The following is a 14,804-nucleotide window of genomic DNA, read 5'->3' on the forward strand; positions in this document are numbered from 1 at the left end:
GCCGGTGACCGTGGACCGAGTTGAACACTCGGTCCACGGACTCTACCAGCGCACTTTGCTGGAGCTCGACAGTTGATGTTCGTGGTTTTGGCTTGTCGACGGCAAGGGTGCCGTGGGCAGGAGCGCGATCTAGCCGTGACCCGCGCTTTCGTTAGACGCGGTGACTGGTTCAAGGGATGCGATCGTCGTCGATTCGGCTCGAGGGTGAAAGACGCACTTCACCTCTCTCTCTGCGAGGGCCGCCTCTTTGCATGCCTCGGGGTTCTGAAGATCGAGTGAGCTGAACTGAATTGTCAGCGGCCCAATTTCGAAGTTTACGTCGTTAAATGTCAGTTGTACGCTTTCGCCTTGGATTCTCATGTTCACGCGAGTCGTGGGAACGATGTTGAGCAGGTGCAGATGTTGCTCCGCCGATTGGTGGAAAGTCGGTTGGGTACGTCCAGGTAGCGCGGCGGACTCGCCGCGGAGGATTTGGGCCGCGAACCGGATGTTGCGTTCGTCGGAGCGTCGCCATCGCTGAGGTATTGGAAGGTTCAGGCCGAGTGAATCTCGCACGGTGACGAGATCCTCCAGGAGGTCGCGTAGCCGTGCGAACATTGGATCGGCCGGCGCTGTGAGCGGGGCGTATGCGCGCCCGTCCGGGAAGCTGATCTCCATTGTGCGGCCGACGTCAATGCCTGCCAGCAGCTCGTTGAGTCGCAGCAGCGCGGCGGGGTCGACCGCCGAGAGGGGCAATTCCGGCGATGTGCCGTCTGAAGCGACGAGACTCGCGCTGAAGGTAGGTTCGCACCCTGGCCTCTGGCGAAGTACGAGTTGAACTGTCAGGAGCCCGGTGACGTCTCTTCCGTGCAGCGTGATGCCCTCGAGTCCTCGCTCCCGACGGCTGAGGATTACCTGAAGTGGTCGAGTGGGTTGCTGGCCACCGCCCGTAGTACGGAAGGTGACTGGAATCGGCAGGCCGTCGGTTTCCGGCGGGGTGGCGATGGTGAGCTCGCCGGGACCGGCCAGAAGCCCGAGTGCCTCCAGCCCTGCGTTGCTGATGCTGGTCACGTACTGAGGAGGGATCGTGATCGTGCCGCCAACCGCGACCACGTCCTCGTATTGGCGCCGGGTGGCTTGCGCTCCCTGGTCATCGGAAGGGAAGTCCAGTTCGAAGTTGATGCGGACGTCTTCAGGCGGTGCGCCCGGTTTCGGGCTTGCGATCACCTCGTTCTTGGTCGCATCCCACCGGATGTTCCACGAGGGGGAGAGTTCGTTGGCTCGGCTGTGCAGCGTCATGGCTCGTGAGGCGAAGTCCGAGGCTCCGATGAGGAAGTCCGCTTCTGCTCGTGCTTCGGCGACTGCCTTGAACACCTCGATCTGAGCGCCGTCGAGGACAGAGCGTCGGATGTCGGGGTGTGCTGCGATCCGTTCGTCCAGCCAGTTGCGGCCAAGCCACTCGATCGTGAACGGGGCGTCTGCGGCGAGCTGCGAGGTGAACCACTCGTGCTGGGTCGGCGTGGGGTCGGTTGGTACGACGAGGATCCAACGAGCGGGCTGGTGATTCGCGGCGTTGCCGAGCGAGCGCTTGATATGGCGCCGCTGCGTGTTGGCGATCTTGGTGTACTTCTTGCACTCGAAGATGACTAGGCCGTCGGGGCTGTCCCAGCGCAGGTCGACTCCACCGTCTCCACCGCGCCCGTCGATGGCGACGGCGCCGGGGAACTCGCGGAGGATGAGCAGCTTGGCGAGCCTCTCGTACCCGGCTGGGTTCTCGTCGAAGTCCTCCCAACGCACGGCCACCACGGACGGTCCTCCAACTGCGACGTTTGGCCAGATGGTCGAACACGATACGTCGAAGGCCTGACACTGCGGCGGCACAGCCGTTCGGTCCTCGCAGGGCAGCGTCACGAGCAGTTCGACGCTGCTGACAGGGAACCGGCACTGCGCGGCGAGTCGTCCGCTGAATCAACGAGGTGCTGCCACAGACTGATTCCGTGTCGATGACCGCAGGCGACGGCCTGCCCTTGCCAGAGTTGCCGCCTGAGGTGGTTGCTCAGATCGAGAACGAGTTGCCGGAGCGCGGTGGCAAGGTGGTTGCCGCGCTGAAGACGGCGGCGGCGCTGCTTGGTTCGGCACTGAGTGGTGACAGTGATCTTCGATTGGCGGAGAGCGCGGTCTACAACCTTCGTGAGGCGCTGGACGCGGTGGTCAGCGGTCGAACGCCGGTTGCCGGTGGTCTTCCTGCGGTTCTGGATGCTTGGGGACAGTACGAGTCCGAGGTTGCTCAGTCGGACAACGACGATGACGCGTCGTTGGAGAAGCTGAAGGTTGTTCTGCGGAAGGTTGCAGAGAAGCGAGATCGGAACTCGGTTCACGCTGCCAGGTTGCTGGGCTACTTGAAGGCGAAGGCCGGTGTCGACCCGCTCTCAGGCCAGCTCGACCCTGTCGTTGAGTACAACCGGTTGCGTCAGCGTGCTAGCGCTGGGCTGCACACGGATACTGCCTTGGCACATGCCACGACCCTCTACGAAAGCACAATCGCTTGGTTCGTGCGGATGTTCACTCCGCCGGATGACGTTGTGCGTGCTCTGCGTGAGTTGGCCGTTGAGCCGTGGAACGACTCTGATCAGATTGATCGGCTTCGGGCGTTGGCGACCAACCACCATCACCTCAGGCTGTTCCTGTCGAGTTTGTCTGATCCAGCATGGCTGGAACCTTTGTATGAAGCGGAAGTGTTGACGGCACCGGAGCCCGGGACTGCGTGGTCCGGAGGTGCGCTCGTCGACGGGCTTGGGCGGACCGCGCCGGCCATGGTGGCGGCTTTATTGGCGTCGCTGTTCGCTGACTCGAAGCACCTCCCTGTCGAGCAACGCCTCGAAGCCAGGTTCCAGCTCCTCAGCGTTGCGACGCAGCTGGGTGAAGCCGGCCACGGGATCGTGGGTGATGTGATGGCCGCGCATCCCGACAACCGAGCCGTACGCGCGCTGGCTGTGGGCGCGGTCAAGAAGGCCGCACCGGCGGCTCGCGTGGTCGATCGTGTGGCGCGTTGTGTGCTCAATGCGGAACCGATGGGGAGCGACAGGTACTACTACAAGACGGTGCTCGAGCCGCTTGTAGCGGGACTGAATGCTGAGAACGTTGTCGGCAGAGTGCGCATGATGGTGGCCAAGGTCCGTGATGCGGCAGGCCATGAGACTGCGGCGTGGGTGGTGCAAGACATCTCAAGGTTGACGACCGATCTAGGGGACGATGACCGGTACTACCTGGTGATCATCTCGCACTACCTCGCCCGGCTGATCGGGGAAGCGCGCCGCTTCGGTGTTACGACGGCACAACTTCGAGAGTGGGTCGGCAGCATTCCCGGAGTCGCGGGTGAACGGCTGATGGCGCGAGTGCTCGCTGAAGCCGAGGACGTACCTGTGGCGGAGAAGATCGAGTACGTGCGTCGCCGTCTCGCGGGATCTCCGACAGGCGACGACAAAGACCTCATCGACGAAGTTCTTGCGAACGACCCAGAACCGGACGCCCTTGCGATCTGGAGGGAAGCGCTGGGTACCCCGTCCACCATGGACAGTGACGTTGTGCCCCGAGATTGGGTGAATGCCTGGCTGTGGTCCGCGGTGCTGCCAGACCACGTGCTGGAGGCCTGGCAGGCGGAGATTGCTCACGTGACTGCCAAGTACGGACCCCCCGAGGTGCCGTTCGACACGAGAACACCGACGTCTGCCGGGTACTGGAGCCGGTCGCCGCACAGTGCCGAACAGCTGGCGGCGCTCCCTGTTCTGACGGCAGCCGAGTTGGTCGCGCAGTGGCGTCCTGATGAGGCGGCTGAGCGTGAATTGGTGAGCGCACGAGAGCTGGCAAGGGCGCTACAGGCTGCTGTAGAACAAAACACGATAGCGTGGGCAGTCGATCCAGCCGCCGTTGTGCGGATTCTGCGTGAGCCTGTCCACGTCTCGCACTACTTCGTCGGCCTCTCCAAGAAGGTTGGCGAGGTCGTGTCGCAAGTGGACTCGATCATCGCCGCCGGCGAGCTCGGCTTGTCTGAGCAATGGCCGCCGAACGTGCTCGGAAGAGATAACGACTTCGACTACGACGCAGACTGGGGCCCGACCGAGGTTGCGTTTGTTGACCTGATCGGAGCGCTTGCTGACCATGATGCGCCGATCGGACAGCATCTGGACGCTCTGTGGTCACGCGCGTCGGCACTGATCGATCGTGACGCGCATTCTGGTGATCTTTCCTCGGGCGGCAGGGACTATCTGAACAGCGCCCTCAACAGCAGGAGAGGTCGAGGCCTGTACGCCGTGCTGGCTCTGGCAGCCTGGGAACATCGACAGCAGGGCAAGGCTAGGAGCGAGTTCATCGCACTGCTCGACGAACTGGTCAGGCTTCCAGGCGCGGTTGGTATGGAGTACCGCGCGGTGCTCGCCCATAAGCGCTTGCGCCTGGAGGTCATTGCGAGCTCGTGGCTCGAGGAGAACCTCGACGTGCTCTTCCGCGACTCCGCACTTGGTGACGCAACGTTCGATCTGACCCTCAAGTACTCAAGTCGATCCACGCCGTGGTTCTACGAGGCGCTTCGCGACGACCTCTTCGAAGCCGCCAAACGAAAGTCCGAGGGCGCGGTCATGTGGATCCTCGCAGCGGTCAGGGACGATGTCCCCGGCTACGACGTGGAGACTGTCATCCGGAGCTTCCGCGGCGACGCAGACCTGCTTGCCGCCGTGTTGAACGACAGCGCGTTTCTCGTTCAGGAACGTGCAGGTGACTCGCCTGCCATGGAAAAGGCCGTTGCTACCTGGCGAGCTGCCCTTGATGCCAACCAAGCGGTCGTCCCGGTGGAGGCACTCAAGGCTGCCGGCCGGTGGGCGTTCGTGGCCGGCCTTTCGAACGAGACTTGGACAGATCTCACGCTTCGCACGTTGCAGCTGACAAACGGCGAGATCGACTATTCCACGGACGTGGCTGAGCGGTGCCAGCCCGCAACTGTCCCAGGGCAAAGCACAAGCATCCTGCTGGCGCTCCTGGGGAAGGGGGAACCCTGGGAACAGCACCACATCGCTGGCATTGCGATGAACGTGCTGCGAGAGCTCAGCGACACGCGATCAGACGAAAACTTCGATGCGCTGCGAATCCGCCTGATCGAACTCGGCTACCACGACGCAACTGACCTGGCTCCGCACGAGGCGCCGCAAGCCGACTGGCCAGCGGATGGTGCTGGCTGAGGACTCCCAGGCCGCGATGCGACCCCTCGGCACCCTGCTCAAGGAACTCGACCTCACCCAAACCCGCGGACTCAAGCTTGTGCCGGCGGATGGACGGGCACTGGGTCCACGGGGCGGATACCGGTGGCGACATGGCTTCACCAGTGTGCTGCGCCGCCCCGGCGGTGCACCGCGCAACGCTTACGTCCGAGAAGATCACCTGTTGGAGGCACTGCCAGGCCTACTCCAACGGTCGGGTGGACTCGTGGAGCAGGACATTCGCGGGGAGCTGGTCGATCAAGTCCGCGAGCAAGGACAGCAAATCGAGTATGTCGTGCTGCGGGGTCAGCGCCTGCTGCACGCCAACGGAGTAGGCCGTTACGGTGGCCGAGGCCAAGTCCGCTGCTGGACGCGGCTGTCGGTGACTTGCATGCGGTACCTGGGTACAGGCTTACCGTCGAATCATGACCAGAAAAGCTGAGCAGTGGGCGCCGGACGCCTGCACGTTGCCCACCGAGGAGCGGCCACTGCGCGTCGCCGAGTTCGACGCGTTGTTCGCGGAGTCGGTGCAGAGCGTTCGGCGCGTTGACGTCACCTCTCTGTCGCTGGACCTTCAGCCGCGGGCCGAGGTGGCCGCGCGGGCGGCCGACCTCGTGGTGCGGGAGACCGGCTGCTGTTCGTTCTTCACGTTCAGCTTGGCCGCGACTGGCGGCGGCCTGCGCCTGGAGATCAAGGTTCCCCATCAGCACGCTGCCGTGCTCGAAGCACTTGCCGCTAGGGTGGAAGGGATGCGGGCATGACCGGGTTGCGAGCCGGGGAAGTCGCTGATGCCGCGGGCGTGAACCGGCAGACACTGCGGTACTACGAGCGGGTCGGGCTCCTGGCGGAACCGGGCCGGACGCTGGGCGGGCACCGGATGTACCCTGCGGAGACGGTGACCGTCATCAGGGTCATCAAAGCTGCTCAGCGGCTCGGCTTCACCCTCGACGAGGTCGCCGAACTGCTCGACCTCGGGACGCACCGGCACGGCAAACCGGGACTCCAGGTGCGGGCGACAGCCAAGCTGGCCGAGGTCGAGACCAGGATCGCCGACCTGGAGATCATCCGTGACACGTTGAAGGCGTCGAGGACCGCGGCGCGCCCTCGCAGCGTCGCGGTGAGCACGCCGGTCAGCTCAGCGAACTCGGCGGTGAGGTCGAGACCGTTACGGCTGGTCAGCACCGTGGTGCCGTCCGCAGCGATCCCCATCGCCACGCGGTAGCCGTCCAGCTTGTACTCATAGGCCCACTGCGGGCCCTCGCGGAGGCGTCCGCCGTCTGGCTTGGCGAGCATGGGGTCCATCCACGCGGGAACGGAGCTGTGCGCTGCGGCCATGGTGACCTCCGTTCCTGGTGTGTTGCCCTCTCACCAGGAATCTGAAGGTAACCCGATCGGCCTAACTTCGCGCGTCGGTGCAGGTCAGCTCCGTCTACTCGCGTAACCGCAGCACGTCGAAAGAGACAAGCTGGTCGGGCACGTACAGCTTCTCTCGCCGGCCGTCGGCGTAGTTGATCGCGTAGTTGACGACGCCGAGCCAGTCGCCTTCGACGCCGGGGAAGCGCCCGTGGAGCTGCCCTTTCACCGCACCGGTCAAGTCGAGTCCAGTGGGTATGACATGCCGCCTGGCGCCGGGTTTGCGGGCGAACAAGTCGTCCAGGCTGACTGAGACGCCGGTGATCACGGGTCTGCGGCCGTGTACGTCGTCGCCCTCCCAGATGGTGAATGGGCTGTTAATCATGTTGGCGGTCCTTTGAGGACAGTGCAGCCCGCGATCGGCTCTGGACGAGATCGAGGTAAAGCTCCTCGGACAGCTCCGCCCTGTCGGGTGCGGGTGCCGTGGCGGTCAGCCGCCAGAAGTGATCGGGGGTGTCGGTGGCGCAGGCCAGGCAGCTGATGTGGGCTTCGCCGTCGTGCACGACCGCTCGGAACTGAGAGTGGCCGAGGATGTGCCGACCGAGTTTGCATCGCGCGGGCTTGTAGAGACGGTTCAGGGTCGACCGTTGACCGCGGGCATGCAGCATTAGTTGGTCGTCGGTGTCGGGTCGTGAGCCCGGAGCAGGTCTGCGCATGGGCAGCACCTACGTAGTGCGGGCTGGTCAGAAGCTTGCAATCAAGTAGTACAACGCACTCAGTGCAACCGCGACGGCGATGATGACCGCTGTAGCCCTGATCCACCTCTGGTTCACTGCCGCCTCCGCCTCCGCGTCATTCGGGAAAGCCACTGTGCACGCGTGGTTCATGCGTGCAACGCTCGTGTTCGTGCTGTGGTGGATGGCGGTGTGCGAACCTCTGCATTCGTTTCGTGGCACCGAGCGTCCGCTGGTTGTCAGGCTGTTGGCGGGCACCGGCCGGCCGAGGTTTCGTCGTTGGCGCAGCGCACCGATGCGAAGACGGTTTTGCCGCCGTCGGCCGAGGGCCGTGTGCCCCATTCGCGGGCAATTTTGTTGACTGCCACGATGCCTATGCCGCGTGTGCCGCCCAGCCGGGAGCGCCCGTGTTCGGGTGGAAGCGCGGAGGTGTCGTCGACCTCGATCGTGACTTCGCACTTTGCCTTGCTGCGGAGGACTCGGAGGCGGCCGGTGCCTGGGGTGTGTTCCAGGACGTTGGTCACGAGCTCGGTGACGACGAGCAGGATGTCGTAGCGGTGGTCTTCGTCGAGGTCCTGCAGGCTCGTGGTGAGGTGTCCGCGCAGCGCCGACAGCAGGGTGGTTGGGGCGATGGTCACGTCCAGGACGATGGATCTGGAGTCTTCGTCGGTGGTCGTCACGAGGGCGCCTCCGCATGGGCACGTGCGGAACCTGCTTGACGTGGGCTCTGCCGAGGCTACCTGCGACTTGCTGGCAGGACAGCACCGGATCGGGCTAAACCCGCTTTGGGAAGCGGTGTGTTGCATGCGTCGAGCACGCGAATCCTGGCGTCGGTCCTGGCTGGAGACCATGAGACGGGTAGCGGGGACGCGTTGCTGTGTCCCCGCCCCTCAGAACCGGCCGAGGACGTGCTGGCGTTGCTGTCTGTGCCCGTCCGGCAGTGGGCGTGTACGAGGCGGTGGAACTCGTTCGGCTGGTCGCCTGATCCGACGATGATGAGTTGGCGTCTCATCGCCGTACAGATTGTGGTGAGCCATTGTTGGTGATCTGGCGCTAGTGCGTGCGACCTGCTTCTCCATCGCTGCTTCACCGTAGCTCCGTCCTACGTGGACAGACCGAGGCCAGCTCAGCGACTGGCAGCGCGCTGGTGGCGTCGGCGGTTCGGGTATGCCCGACGAGGTCCCCGATATCGGGGATACGGACAAGGCTTGGACGCAGTGCCAAGCAGTGAAACCTCCAGAGGCGTGCGGAGGAGCGGCCTCGGGAAGCTCGGTTGGCGGGTGGTTCCACAGGCCGCGGCCTACAGGAACGAATGCGGAGCACGTCGGGGTCGCGTGGGGGACTAGACAGCGGCGCCAGCGATTACATACGCTACTCGGCTGGCGTCTTGCCTTCCACCCGGATCGGCCGTAGCGTCCTGTTCAGCGGCGGCGAAGGATGCCGCCGCATGTGGACACGCCCAGACCTCGCGTGCACACCTTCTCGACAGTGGGGAGATCGTGCCGTGAAGGCTCAGCTGGGCGTGGAGGACTGCGTCTCGATCACCACGATGCTGGTGGACGGGGTGGTGGTCACCCGAGCCGCCGGGGAGATCGACGCCCACAGCGTGGACACTGTCCGTGCGGAAGTGGTCCAGCAGTTGGATCAGGGACCGCCTTCATTCGTGCTGGATCTGAGCGAGGTAGCGTTCTTCGCCTCCGCCGGAGTACACATGCTGATCGAGCAGAGCCGCCGCGCCCAGCAGCGTGGGGCCGTGTTCGTGGTGGTGGCCGATCAGCGGGCCGTGCTCCACACCCTGGAGACCACCGGCGTTCTCGGCATGTTCACGGTGTTCCCGACCGTGCCCGCGGCCATCCATGCGCTGCCTGCACGCAACGCGGCTGATCATGCGTGATGATCAATAGCGCCGCCCCAGCTCGAGCCGGGCTTTGTGTTCCCGCTGTCCGAACTCGCCGTCGCCAGACTCCGCTGCGCGGATCGCGCGGCGAGGATCGGCAGGAAGTTGTGAAACCCGGCCTGGCGGAAAGCCGTTGATACGCCTCGGAGACAGCCCGGCGCGCGACGTCATAGTTGATCTCGTCGGTGAAGCGGCGGGCCAGCTCCTCGGTTGCTCGCGAGTCCTGGGTGTCAGCCCTGGCCGGAGACCATGACCGTTGTGCGCGAATGTCGACGTCGCCCGATGACTGGCTGGGCCGATCGTCTTAAGTGGACTCTTGCGGGTGGTTGGTCAGGACTGGGTGAACCTGGTGATGTGATCGGCGAGGTCGCGTGCGCGGGTGGTGTCGCGGTGCCGGTAGGCCTCGTTGGCCAGCGGTTTCATCCGGTCCTTGGTGCGGGTGGAGGTGAGCGCACTGGAGGTGACCACGGCTTGGATGCCGATCTTCGCGCCGTGCTCGACGTCGCCCTCGATGAGGTGGTTGATCGCCAGCATGATCAGGCAGAAGGCGCGGCTGCGGGCCATGTCGTCGCCGAAGCTGTTCACCGCTCGGGTCAGGGCGGGCAGGGCGAAGCTGGTGTAGCTGGTGTCGGTGTGCTGGGCCAGCTCGGTGTAGACGACGCCGGTGATCGAGTCGAAGTCGGTGGCGTCGAAGAACGCCGACCACGGGGGCGCGGGGCCGGGACCGATGGCCGCGAAGGTCTCGTGGGCCTGGTCGAGTGCGGTCAGCGCGGGCTGTTCGGCGCCCATGCGGGCGTGCGCCCACGCCTGGTTGACCAGCAGCAGGCTGACCGTGCGCGGTGTGGCGGAGCGTCGGGCGAGCTGTTCGCCGAGCTGGAACCGGGCCAGCGCCTGGCTGGGCTGCAGGTGGTGCAGGTGGATCCGGCCCAGCCGGTAGTGGATGTTGGCGGCCAGGTCGTCGTTGCCAGCCTCGCGGGCCAGCGTGAGCGCCTGGTCGAGGTGGGATCGGGCCCGCGTTAGGTCACCGACGTCGAAGCAGGTCCAGCCGGCCAGGGTGTGCAGGTCTGCCAGCGCCACCTGAAGGCTGGTCCGCACGTGCTCGGTCATGGCGGCCTCGGTCAGCGGGCGGCTGGCGTGCAGGCAGGTGAGGATGTCGTCGCGGCCGGCGTCGCCGCCGCGGCGGTAGTCGGTGTCGCGGCAGCGCGCGGTGACGGCCTCGATGCGGCGGACGTCGTCGATGCCGATCCGCCGCGAGGAGGAGCCGGACGGGAAAGTGCCGGAGGGGTCGTGGGGCGTCATCGAAACCTCCCAGGAGACGGCGGGGATGGGACCCGGACCGTGGATCCAGTGTGATGGCCCTGCCAGGGCCGGGCGAGCCGCCGGGCGGACGGTTGCGGGTCTGGCGGCAGTGGGCCGATCGCGACCACCGGCTTCTGCGTGTGTGCGTAGCCGGCTCCAGGTCAGTGGACGCTGCCGCCCTGCGCGGTGGCGGCCTCGCGCTGACCTCGCCGACCAAGATCAGCGGCTAGGGTGGTGCCGGCTCAGTCGCGGTGGGTTCTCGACGATGAGGGTGGTCAGGGTGGAGCGACCGGCGTGGGCGGGTCCGGAGATCGACGTGAACAGGCCGAGCGCGGCGCGGATCTATGACGCGCACCTGGGCGGTTTCCACAACTTCCAGGTCGACCGGGACGCCGCCGCGAAGATCGTCGCGTTCATGCCGGAGCTGCCGGACATCCTGCGGGCCAACCGGTCGTTCCTGCGCCGTGCGGTCCGCTACCTGGTCGGCCAGGGCGTCACGCAGTTCCTCGACCTCGGCTCGGGCATCCCCACTGTGGGCAACGTGCACGAGATCGCCTGGAAGGCGAACCCGGACTGCCGGATCGTCTACGTCGACAGCGATCCGGTCGCCGTCTCGCACAGCCGCACGATCCTCAGCGGCATCGACCGGTCCACGGCGATCCAGGGCGATCTCCGCCATCCGCAGAAGATCCTTTCCGACCCAGAAACACAGCGACTGCTGGACTTCTCGCAGCCGATCGCGGTGCTGATGTTCGCGGTGCTGCACTTCGTACCGGACTCCGATGACCCGGCCGGCATCATCCGCGAGTACCTCGACGCGGCGGCACCCGGCAGCTACCTCGCCATCTCCCACGCCAGCCTGGAGGGGCCAGAGCCGCAGAAGGCGGAGGAAGCCACGCAGCAGTTCCGGCGCAGTGTCACCGAGTTCTCGATGCGCACCCGCACCGAGATCACCGGCATGTTCGACGGGCTGGACCTGGTCGATCCAGGTGTGGTCTACCTGCCGCAGTGGCAGCCGGATCCCGGCGACGAGATCGGCGCCCCTGCGCGGACCTCCACGTTCGCAGGGCTCGCCCGCACACGCCGCTAGGCGAGGTGCACGAGGCGGAATCGGACGTCATCAGCCACGCCGGTGAGTTTGTCACCCGAAGCTGAGACGGCCGAGGAAGTCCTGCCCGCGTCGGCGCAAGACAACGGGGCACGCCACTGTCGTCTACAGTGGACTGTGCCGGTTCGAGCGGCAGACCATCGATCAGCGGAGAACTGGCGGTCGACCGATTGCCTGGAGGCGGCACCGGCTGACCTGGCGGCTTCCGTCGGCTCGATGGCGTCCCTGCTGAGCTCGTGACGCGAGACCGTGGGTCGCACGCGGTGTGTCACGGTGGTGGCAGCTCGGTCAGCAGACCCGGCATTGAGCGCGATGCCTGTGACCAATCGGTTCGCAGCTGCTGGTTGGCCTGAGCAACGTTGCCGCCTGTGCCGATCCCGCTACCGGGGTCCACGATGCCGCCGCTTTCGGCGGCGGGCATCTGAAACCAGCCCGAGCAACCGTTGACACACGGATGGTCGACCTGGCTCAGCGACCACCCACCGCCGGGGCTGGGCACAGGCTGCTGCCAGGTCATGGTGCCCGTGCCCTCGCACAGGTCGCACTCAGGTTCTGGCTGCATCCAATCAGCTTGCCACCTGCAATTTGCCGCAGCGCTGGGCTACACCCGAATGAGGTAACACTGGACGTGAACCGAACGTGGAACGGGCGCCGACCGACCCCACGACGGAGGAGAGAAAGCCTCGGCCAGGTCACCTGTAGCTGATCGAGGAAAGGATCAACCACACGCACTGGCACTGGATTGTCGCAGCTCGGTCCCCCCGGACTAACGAGCGCGCCTCGAGTGGACCGGGTCGACCACTACCGGAACGTCGTTGACTGCCGGTCAGTATGCAGGCTGACATCCCCAGCGGCCGCACCGGTTGTCCTGCCTCATCCGTGGCGGGGTTTGTCGTTGCGCCGAGTCGGTAGATCCAGTTCGGCTTCTGCCAACAGCACCAGCGGCTCCCACACCCTGAACAGGTGGATCATCGCCTGATCCGCGGCCCCGGCGCGGGCACATGCCACGCCCTTATGCAGCTCGGCAACCAGAGCAGGGTGCAGGCCACGGAACCAGGGCTCCACCGCGGTGACCAGTATCTCGGCACGGTCACACGCACCGCGGGCGCCACGAGCTACGGAGCAGGGATCGACGTGGGACTCGCTCACCTCGTCATCGAGCATCGCCGACACCACGTCATGGAGCGCGACTTGGAGTATCCATGCCGCATTCCGTTCGTCTTCCGGCGGCGTCGCCACACCAGGATCGTAGCGAACATCCCAGTTTTGCCGTGCGCGGTGATGCGGCGAACCAGCAGTCAGCCAACCGCGCGAAACTGTGGAGAGCCAGACGCGTGCTCGCGGTCTGGCAGTCCGATGTCCGGCCCTTCCACCTACCCGCCGTGCCCCTGTACCCGACCCTGAATCCCTGCTACCCGCCAAACGTCGATCCGTTGCCGCGTCTAGCGGCTGGGCATGACCGCCCACAGCACGAGGTAGACGATGAACTGCGGGCCGGGCAGGAGACAGGAGAGTACGAACAGCAGCCGGACCGTGCCGGGTTTCATCCCCCACTTCGTGGCGAGTCCGGCGCATACGCCGGCGATCATGCGGTTGTCGCGTGGCCTGTTCAGCGTTGTCAGAGCCATTACTCCGCCTTTTCAGTTTTGACGTAGGTGGGGTGCAGGTGCACGGGTTGCTGGGCGCGCTTGGCCCGGACGCGGAGGTTGAGGAACTCGACGAGGATCGAGAAAGCGATGGGTCCGTAGACGTAACCCTTGGGGATGTGCTGGTCGAAGCCTTCTGCGATCATGATGCCGAGTTCGTCGACCATGCCGACGGCGGTGATCACCGAGTCCAGGGAGAACACCACGTCGAGAATGAGGATCTGGACGATCACCGAGGCGAACGAGACCGCTTTGCGGGTGGTGCCGTGCTCGGAACCCTCGAGCTGTTCGTGGATCTCGTAGGTGGCCTTGCCGAGCAGGAACAGCCCGCCGAGCAACAGGATCACGTCCCGGCCGGAGATCTCCTGCCCGAGGACAGTGAACAGTGGCGCGGTCAGGCCGATGACCCACGACAGCGAGGCGAGCAACAGCAGACGGGTGACCAGGGCCAGGGACAGCCCAACGACCCTCGCGCGTTGCTGCTGATGCGCGGGAAGCCTGCCCGCGAGGATGGAGATGAACACGACGTTGTCGATGCCCAGCACGACCCAGCAGCAGGGTGCCGAACGCGACCCACAGCTCAGGGCTGAGTATCCACTCCATCTGTGTGGCCTACTCCCTGTCCCGAGTGATGTCCTGCGTGGGTGCGAAAGAAGGGTGGCGCGGCCGACGAAGACACTTGGGAGTGGTGATCGCCTGCCGCGCCTGTCCTTGATGGCCGCTAGACCTTCTTACGGCCGTACATGCCCGCCGCGAGGCTCACGCCTCCGACGGCGAGCGCGATCTGGATGATCAGCTCGATCCAGTCGATGCCACGGGTGTCGCCGACACCGAGTGCGTTGGCGACGAAGGTGCCGAGCAGGGCGGCGGCGATGCCGATGAGGATGGTCAGCCAGATCGGGATGTTCTGCTTGCCGGGCAGGATGAGCCTGCCCAGCGCGCCGATGATCAGACCGACGATGAGGGCGCTGATGATTCCGGAAACAGGCACGTCCGCTCCTTTGTGCTAGTCATGCCGCTGGTACCCCGCCCGGCCGATGCTCACTCCTCGAACGCCATGTCGCCGCCGCCGTCCTCGAAGGCGTCGTCCATCATCTCGCCGATGATCATGCCGCCGACGACACCGGCCGCGCCCGCGGCGACCATGCCGCCGATGCCCGGACCGCTGCGGTGCCCGTGATGACCGTGCTGGTCATGGCCATGGTGGCCGTAACCGGGCTGGCTGTGGCCGTAGCCAGGCTGGCCACCGAACGCCGGGTTGGCGTGCCCGCCGCCGAAGGCCGGGTTGGCGTGGCCGCGCTGGGCGATCTGGGCGAGCCAGCCGTTGATCGCCGAGGCCCAGTCGGTGCCCTGTGCTTCCTGGTGGGACACGCGGAAGTGGCCGAACGCGTCGCCTCCGGAGGAGAACATGCCGCCGCGCTTGTCGGCCTCGAGGATCACGTACAACTCGTGCGGGTTCGCCACGAACGTCAGCTCGACCTGCGAAACCTGACCGGCGAACTGGGCCGGTGGGAAGAACTCGATCTCCTGGTAGAAGCC

General features: G+C 65.6%; 16 protein-coding genes and 1 pseudogene. 6 read left to right on the forward strand and 11 right to left on the reverse strand.

Annotated features, from left to right (window positions below):
• Positions 1-129: 129 nt before the first annotated feature.
• A complete protein-coding gene (locus LFM09_RS49475; RefSeq protein WP_414103619.1) occupies positions 130-1,785 on the reverse strand; it encodes a hypothetical protein in 1,656 nt (551 codons plus the stop codon).
• Between the two features lie 197 nt (positions 1,786-1,982).
• Between LFM09_RS49475 and LFM09_RS49480 the strand changes: the two genes are divergently transcribed.
• From LFM09_RS49480 to LFM09_RS49490, 3 genes are all read left to right on the forward strand, one after another.
• Positions 1,983-5,210, forward strand: coding sequence for a hypothetical protein (locus LFM09_RS49480; protein WP_414103634.1), 3,228 nt, complete (start codon positions 1,983-1,985; stop codon positions 5,208-5,210).
• Between the two features lie 443 nt (positions 5,211-5,653).
• On the forward strand, positions 5,654-5,989 hold the full coding sequence (locus LFM09_RS49485; RefSeq protein ID WP_414103620.1) for a hypothetical protein: 336 nt from the start codon (positions 5,654-5,656) through the stop codon (positions 5,987-5,989).
• On the forward strand, positions 5,986-6,450 hold the full coding sequence (locus LFM09_RS49490; protein ID WP_414103621.1) for a MerR family transcriptional regulator: 465 nt from the start codon (positions 5,986-5,988) through the stop codon (positions 6,448-6,450). Before LFM09_RS49485 ends, LFM09_RS49490 begins: the two co-directional genes overlap by 4 nt.
• On the opposite strand, the pseudogene LFM09_RS49495 reads toward LFM09_RS49490, so the two are convergent.
• The 3 genes and pseudogenes from LFM09_RS49495 to LFM09_RS49505 all read right to left on the reverse strand — a co-directional run.
• Positions 6,372-6,563 (reverse strand): annotated as a pseudogene (locus tag LFM09_RS49495) (DNA ligase); the annotation flags it as partial. The gene LFM09_RS49490 and the pseudogene LFM09_RS49495 sit on opposite strands and share 79 nt — an antisense overlap.
• A gap of 94 nt (positions 6,564-6,657) precedes the next feature.
• On the reverse strand, positions 6,658-6,966 hold the full coding sequence (locus LFM09_RS49500; protein ID WP_414103622.1) for a hypothetical protein: 309 nt from the start codon (positions 6,964-6,966) through the stop codon (positions 6,658-6,660).
• Between the two features lie 588 nt (positions 6,967-7,554).
• Positions 7,555-7,995 (reverse strand): ATP-binding protein, encoded by a 441-nt coding sequence (locus tag LFM09_RS49505; protein ID WP_414103623.1) that lies wholly within the window; start codon positions 7,993-7,995, stop codon positions 7,555-7,557.
• Positions 7,996-8,819: 824 nt separating this feature from the next.
• Here LFM09_RS49505 and LFM09_RS49510 point away from each other — a divergent pair.
• On the forward strand, positions 8,820-9,209 hold the full coding sequence (locus LFM09_RS49510; protein ID WP_414103624.1) for an STAS domain-containing protein: 390 nt from the start codon (positions 8,820-8,822) through the stop codon (positions 9,207-9,209).
• Positions 9,210-9,542: 333 nt separating this feature from the next.
• On the opposite strand, the gene LFM09_RS49515 is transcribed toward LFM09_RS49510, so the two are convergent.
• Positions 9,543-10,511, reverse strand: a complete 969-nt coding sequence (locus tag LFM09_RS49515; RefSeq protein WP_414103625.1) for a tetratricopeptide repeat protein — start codon at positions 10,509-10,511, stop codon at positions 9,543-9,545.
• A gap of 53 nt (positions 10,512-10,564) precedes the next feature.
• On the opposite strand from LFM09_RS49515, the gene LFM09_RS49520 reads away from it, so the two are divergent.
• Positions 10,565-10,741, forward strand: a complete 177-nt coding sequence (locus LFM09_RS49520; protein ID WP_414103626.1) for a hypothetical protein — start codon at positions 10,565-10,567, stop codon at positions 10,739-10,741.
• Positions 10,742-10,791: 50 nt separating this feature from the next.
• Positions 10,792-11,601 (forward strand): SAM-dependent methyltransferase, encoded by an 810-nt coding sequence (locus LFM09_RS49525; protein ID WP_414103627.1) that lies wholly within the window; start codon positions 10,792-10,794, stop codon positions 11,599-11,601.
• Between the two features lie 286 nt (positions 11,602-11,887).
• Here the strand turns inward: LFM09_RS49525 and LFM09_RS49530 are convergent, their stop codons facing one another.
• The 6 genes from LFM09_RS49530 to LFM09_RS49555 form a co-directional block, all read right to left on the reverse strand.
• Positions 11,888-12,136, reverse strand: coding sequence for a hypothetical protein (locus LFM09_RS49530; RefSeq protein WP_414103628.1), 249 nt, complete (start codon positions 12,134-12,136; stop codon positions 11,888-11,890).
• 356 nt (positions 12,137-12,492) lie between these two features.
• Positions 12,493-12,858, reverse strand: coding sequence for a hypothetical protein (locus LFM09_RS49535; RefSeq protein WP_414103629.1), 366 nt, complete (start codon positions 12,856-12,858; stop codon positions 12,493-12,495).
• A gap of 203 nt (positions 12,859-13,061) precedes the next feature.
• On the reverse strand, positions 13,062-13,247 hold the full coding sequence (locus LFM09_RS49540; RefSeq protein WP_414103630.1) for a PspC domain-containing protein: 186 nt from the start codon (positions 13,245-13,247) through the stop codon (positions 13,062-13,064).
• The gene (locus LFM09_RS49545) at positions 13,247-13,810 is read right to left on the reverse strand and encodes a TerC family protein (protein WP_414103631.1); all 564 of its coding nucleotides are present in this window, start codon (positions 13,808-13,810) and stop codon (positions 13,247-13,249) included. The genes LFM09_RS49540 and LFM09_RS49545 overlap by 1 nt, the downstream gene beginning before the upstream one ends.
• A gap of 176 nt (positions 13,811-13,986) precedes the next feature.
• Entirely contained in the window at positions 13,987-14,256 is a 270-nt protein-coding gene (locus LFM09_RS49550; protein WP_414103632.1) for a GlsB/YeaQ/YmgE family stress response membrane protein, read from the reverse strand.
• 50 nt (positions 14,257-14,306) lie between these two features.
• Positions 14,307-14,804 (reverse strand): sporulation protein (locus LFM09_RS49555; RefSeq protein WP_414103633.1); only part of this gene is annotated, 498 nt, incomplete at its 5' end.

Origin of the sequence: Lentzea alba (assembly GCF_047445655.1) — a bacterium.
Taxonomy (GTDB): Bacteria; Actinomycetota; Actinomycetes; order Mycobacteriales; family Pseudonocardiaceae; genus Lentzea; species Lentzea alba_A.

Excerpts from the sequence above, each read along its gene's own strand:
- LFM09_RS49480 (WP_414103634.1), top strand. The coding sequence starts at position 1,983 with ATGACCGCAGGCGACGGCCTGCCCTTGCCAGAGTTGCCGCCTGAGGTG.
- LFM09_RS49485 (WP_414103620.1), top strand. The coding sequence starts at position 5,654 with ATGACCAGAAAAGCTGAGCAGTGGGCGCCGGACGCCTGCACGTTGCCC.
- LFM09_RS49490 (WP_414103621.1), top strand. The coding sequence starts at position 5,986 with ATGACCGGGTTGCGAGCCGGGGAAGTCGCTGATGCCGCGGGCGTGAAC.
- LFM09_RS49500 (WP_414103622.1), bottom strand. The coding sequence starts at position 6,966 with ATGATTAACAGCCCATTCACCATCTGGGAGGGCGACGACGTACACGGC.
- LFM09_RS49515 (WP_414103625.1), bottom strand. The coding sequence starts at position 10,511 with ATGACGCCCCACGACCCCTCCGGCACTTTCCCGTCCGGCTCCTCCTCG.
- LFM09_RS49520 (WP_414103626.1), top strand. The coding sequence starts at position 10,565 with ATGGCCCTGCCAGGGCCGGGCGAGCCGCCGGGCGGACGGTTGCGGGTC.
- LFM09_RS49530 (WP_414103628.1), bottom strand. The coding sequence starts at position 12,136 with ATGACCTGGCAGCAGCCTGTGCCCAGCCCCGGCGGTGGGTGGTCGCTG.
- LFM09_RS49540 (WP_414103630.1), bottom strand. The coding sequence starts at position 13,247 with ATGGCTCTGACAACGCTGAACAGGCCACGCGACAACCGCATGATCGCC.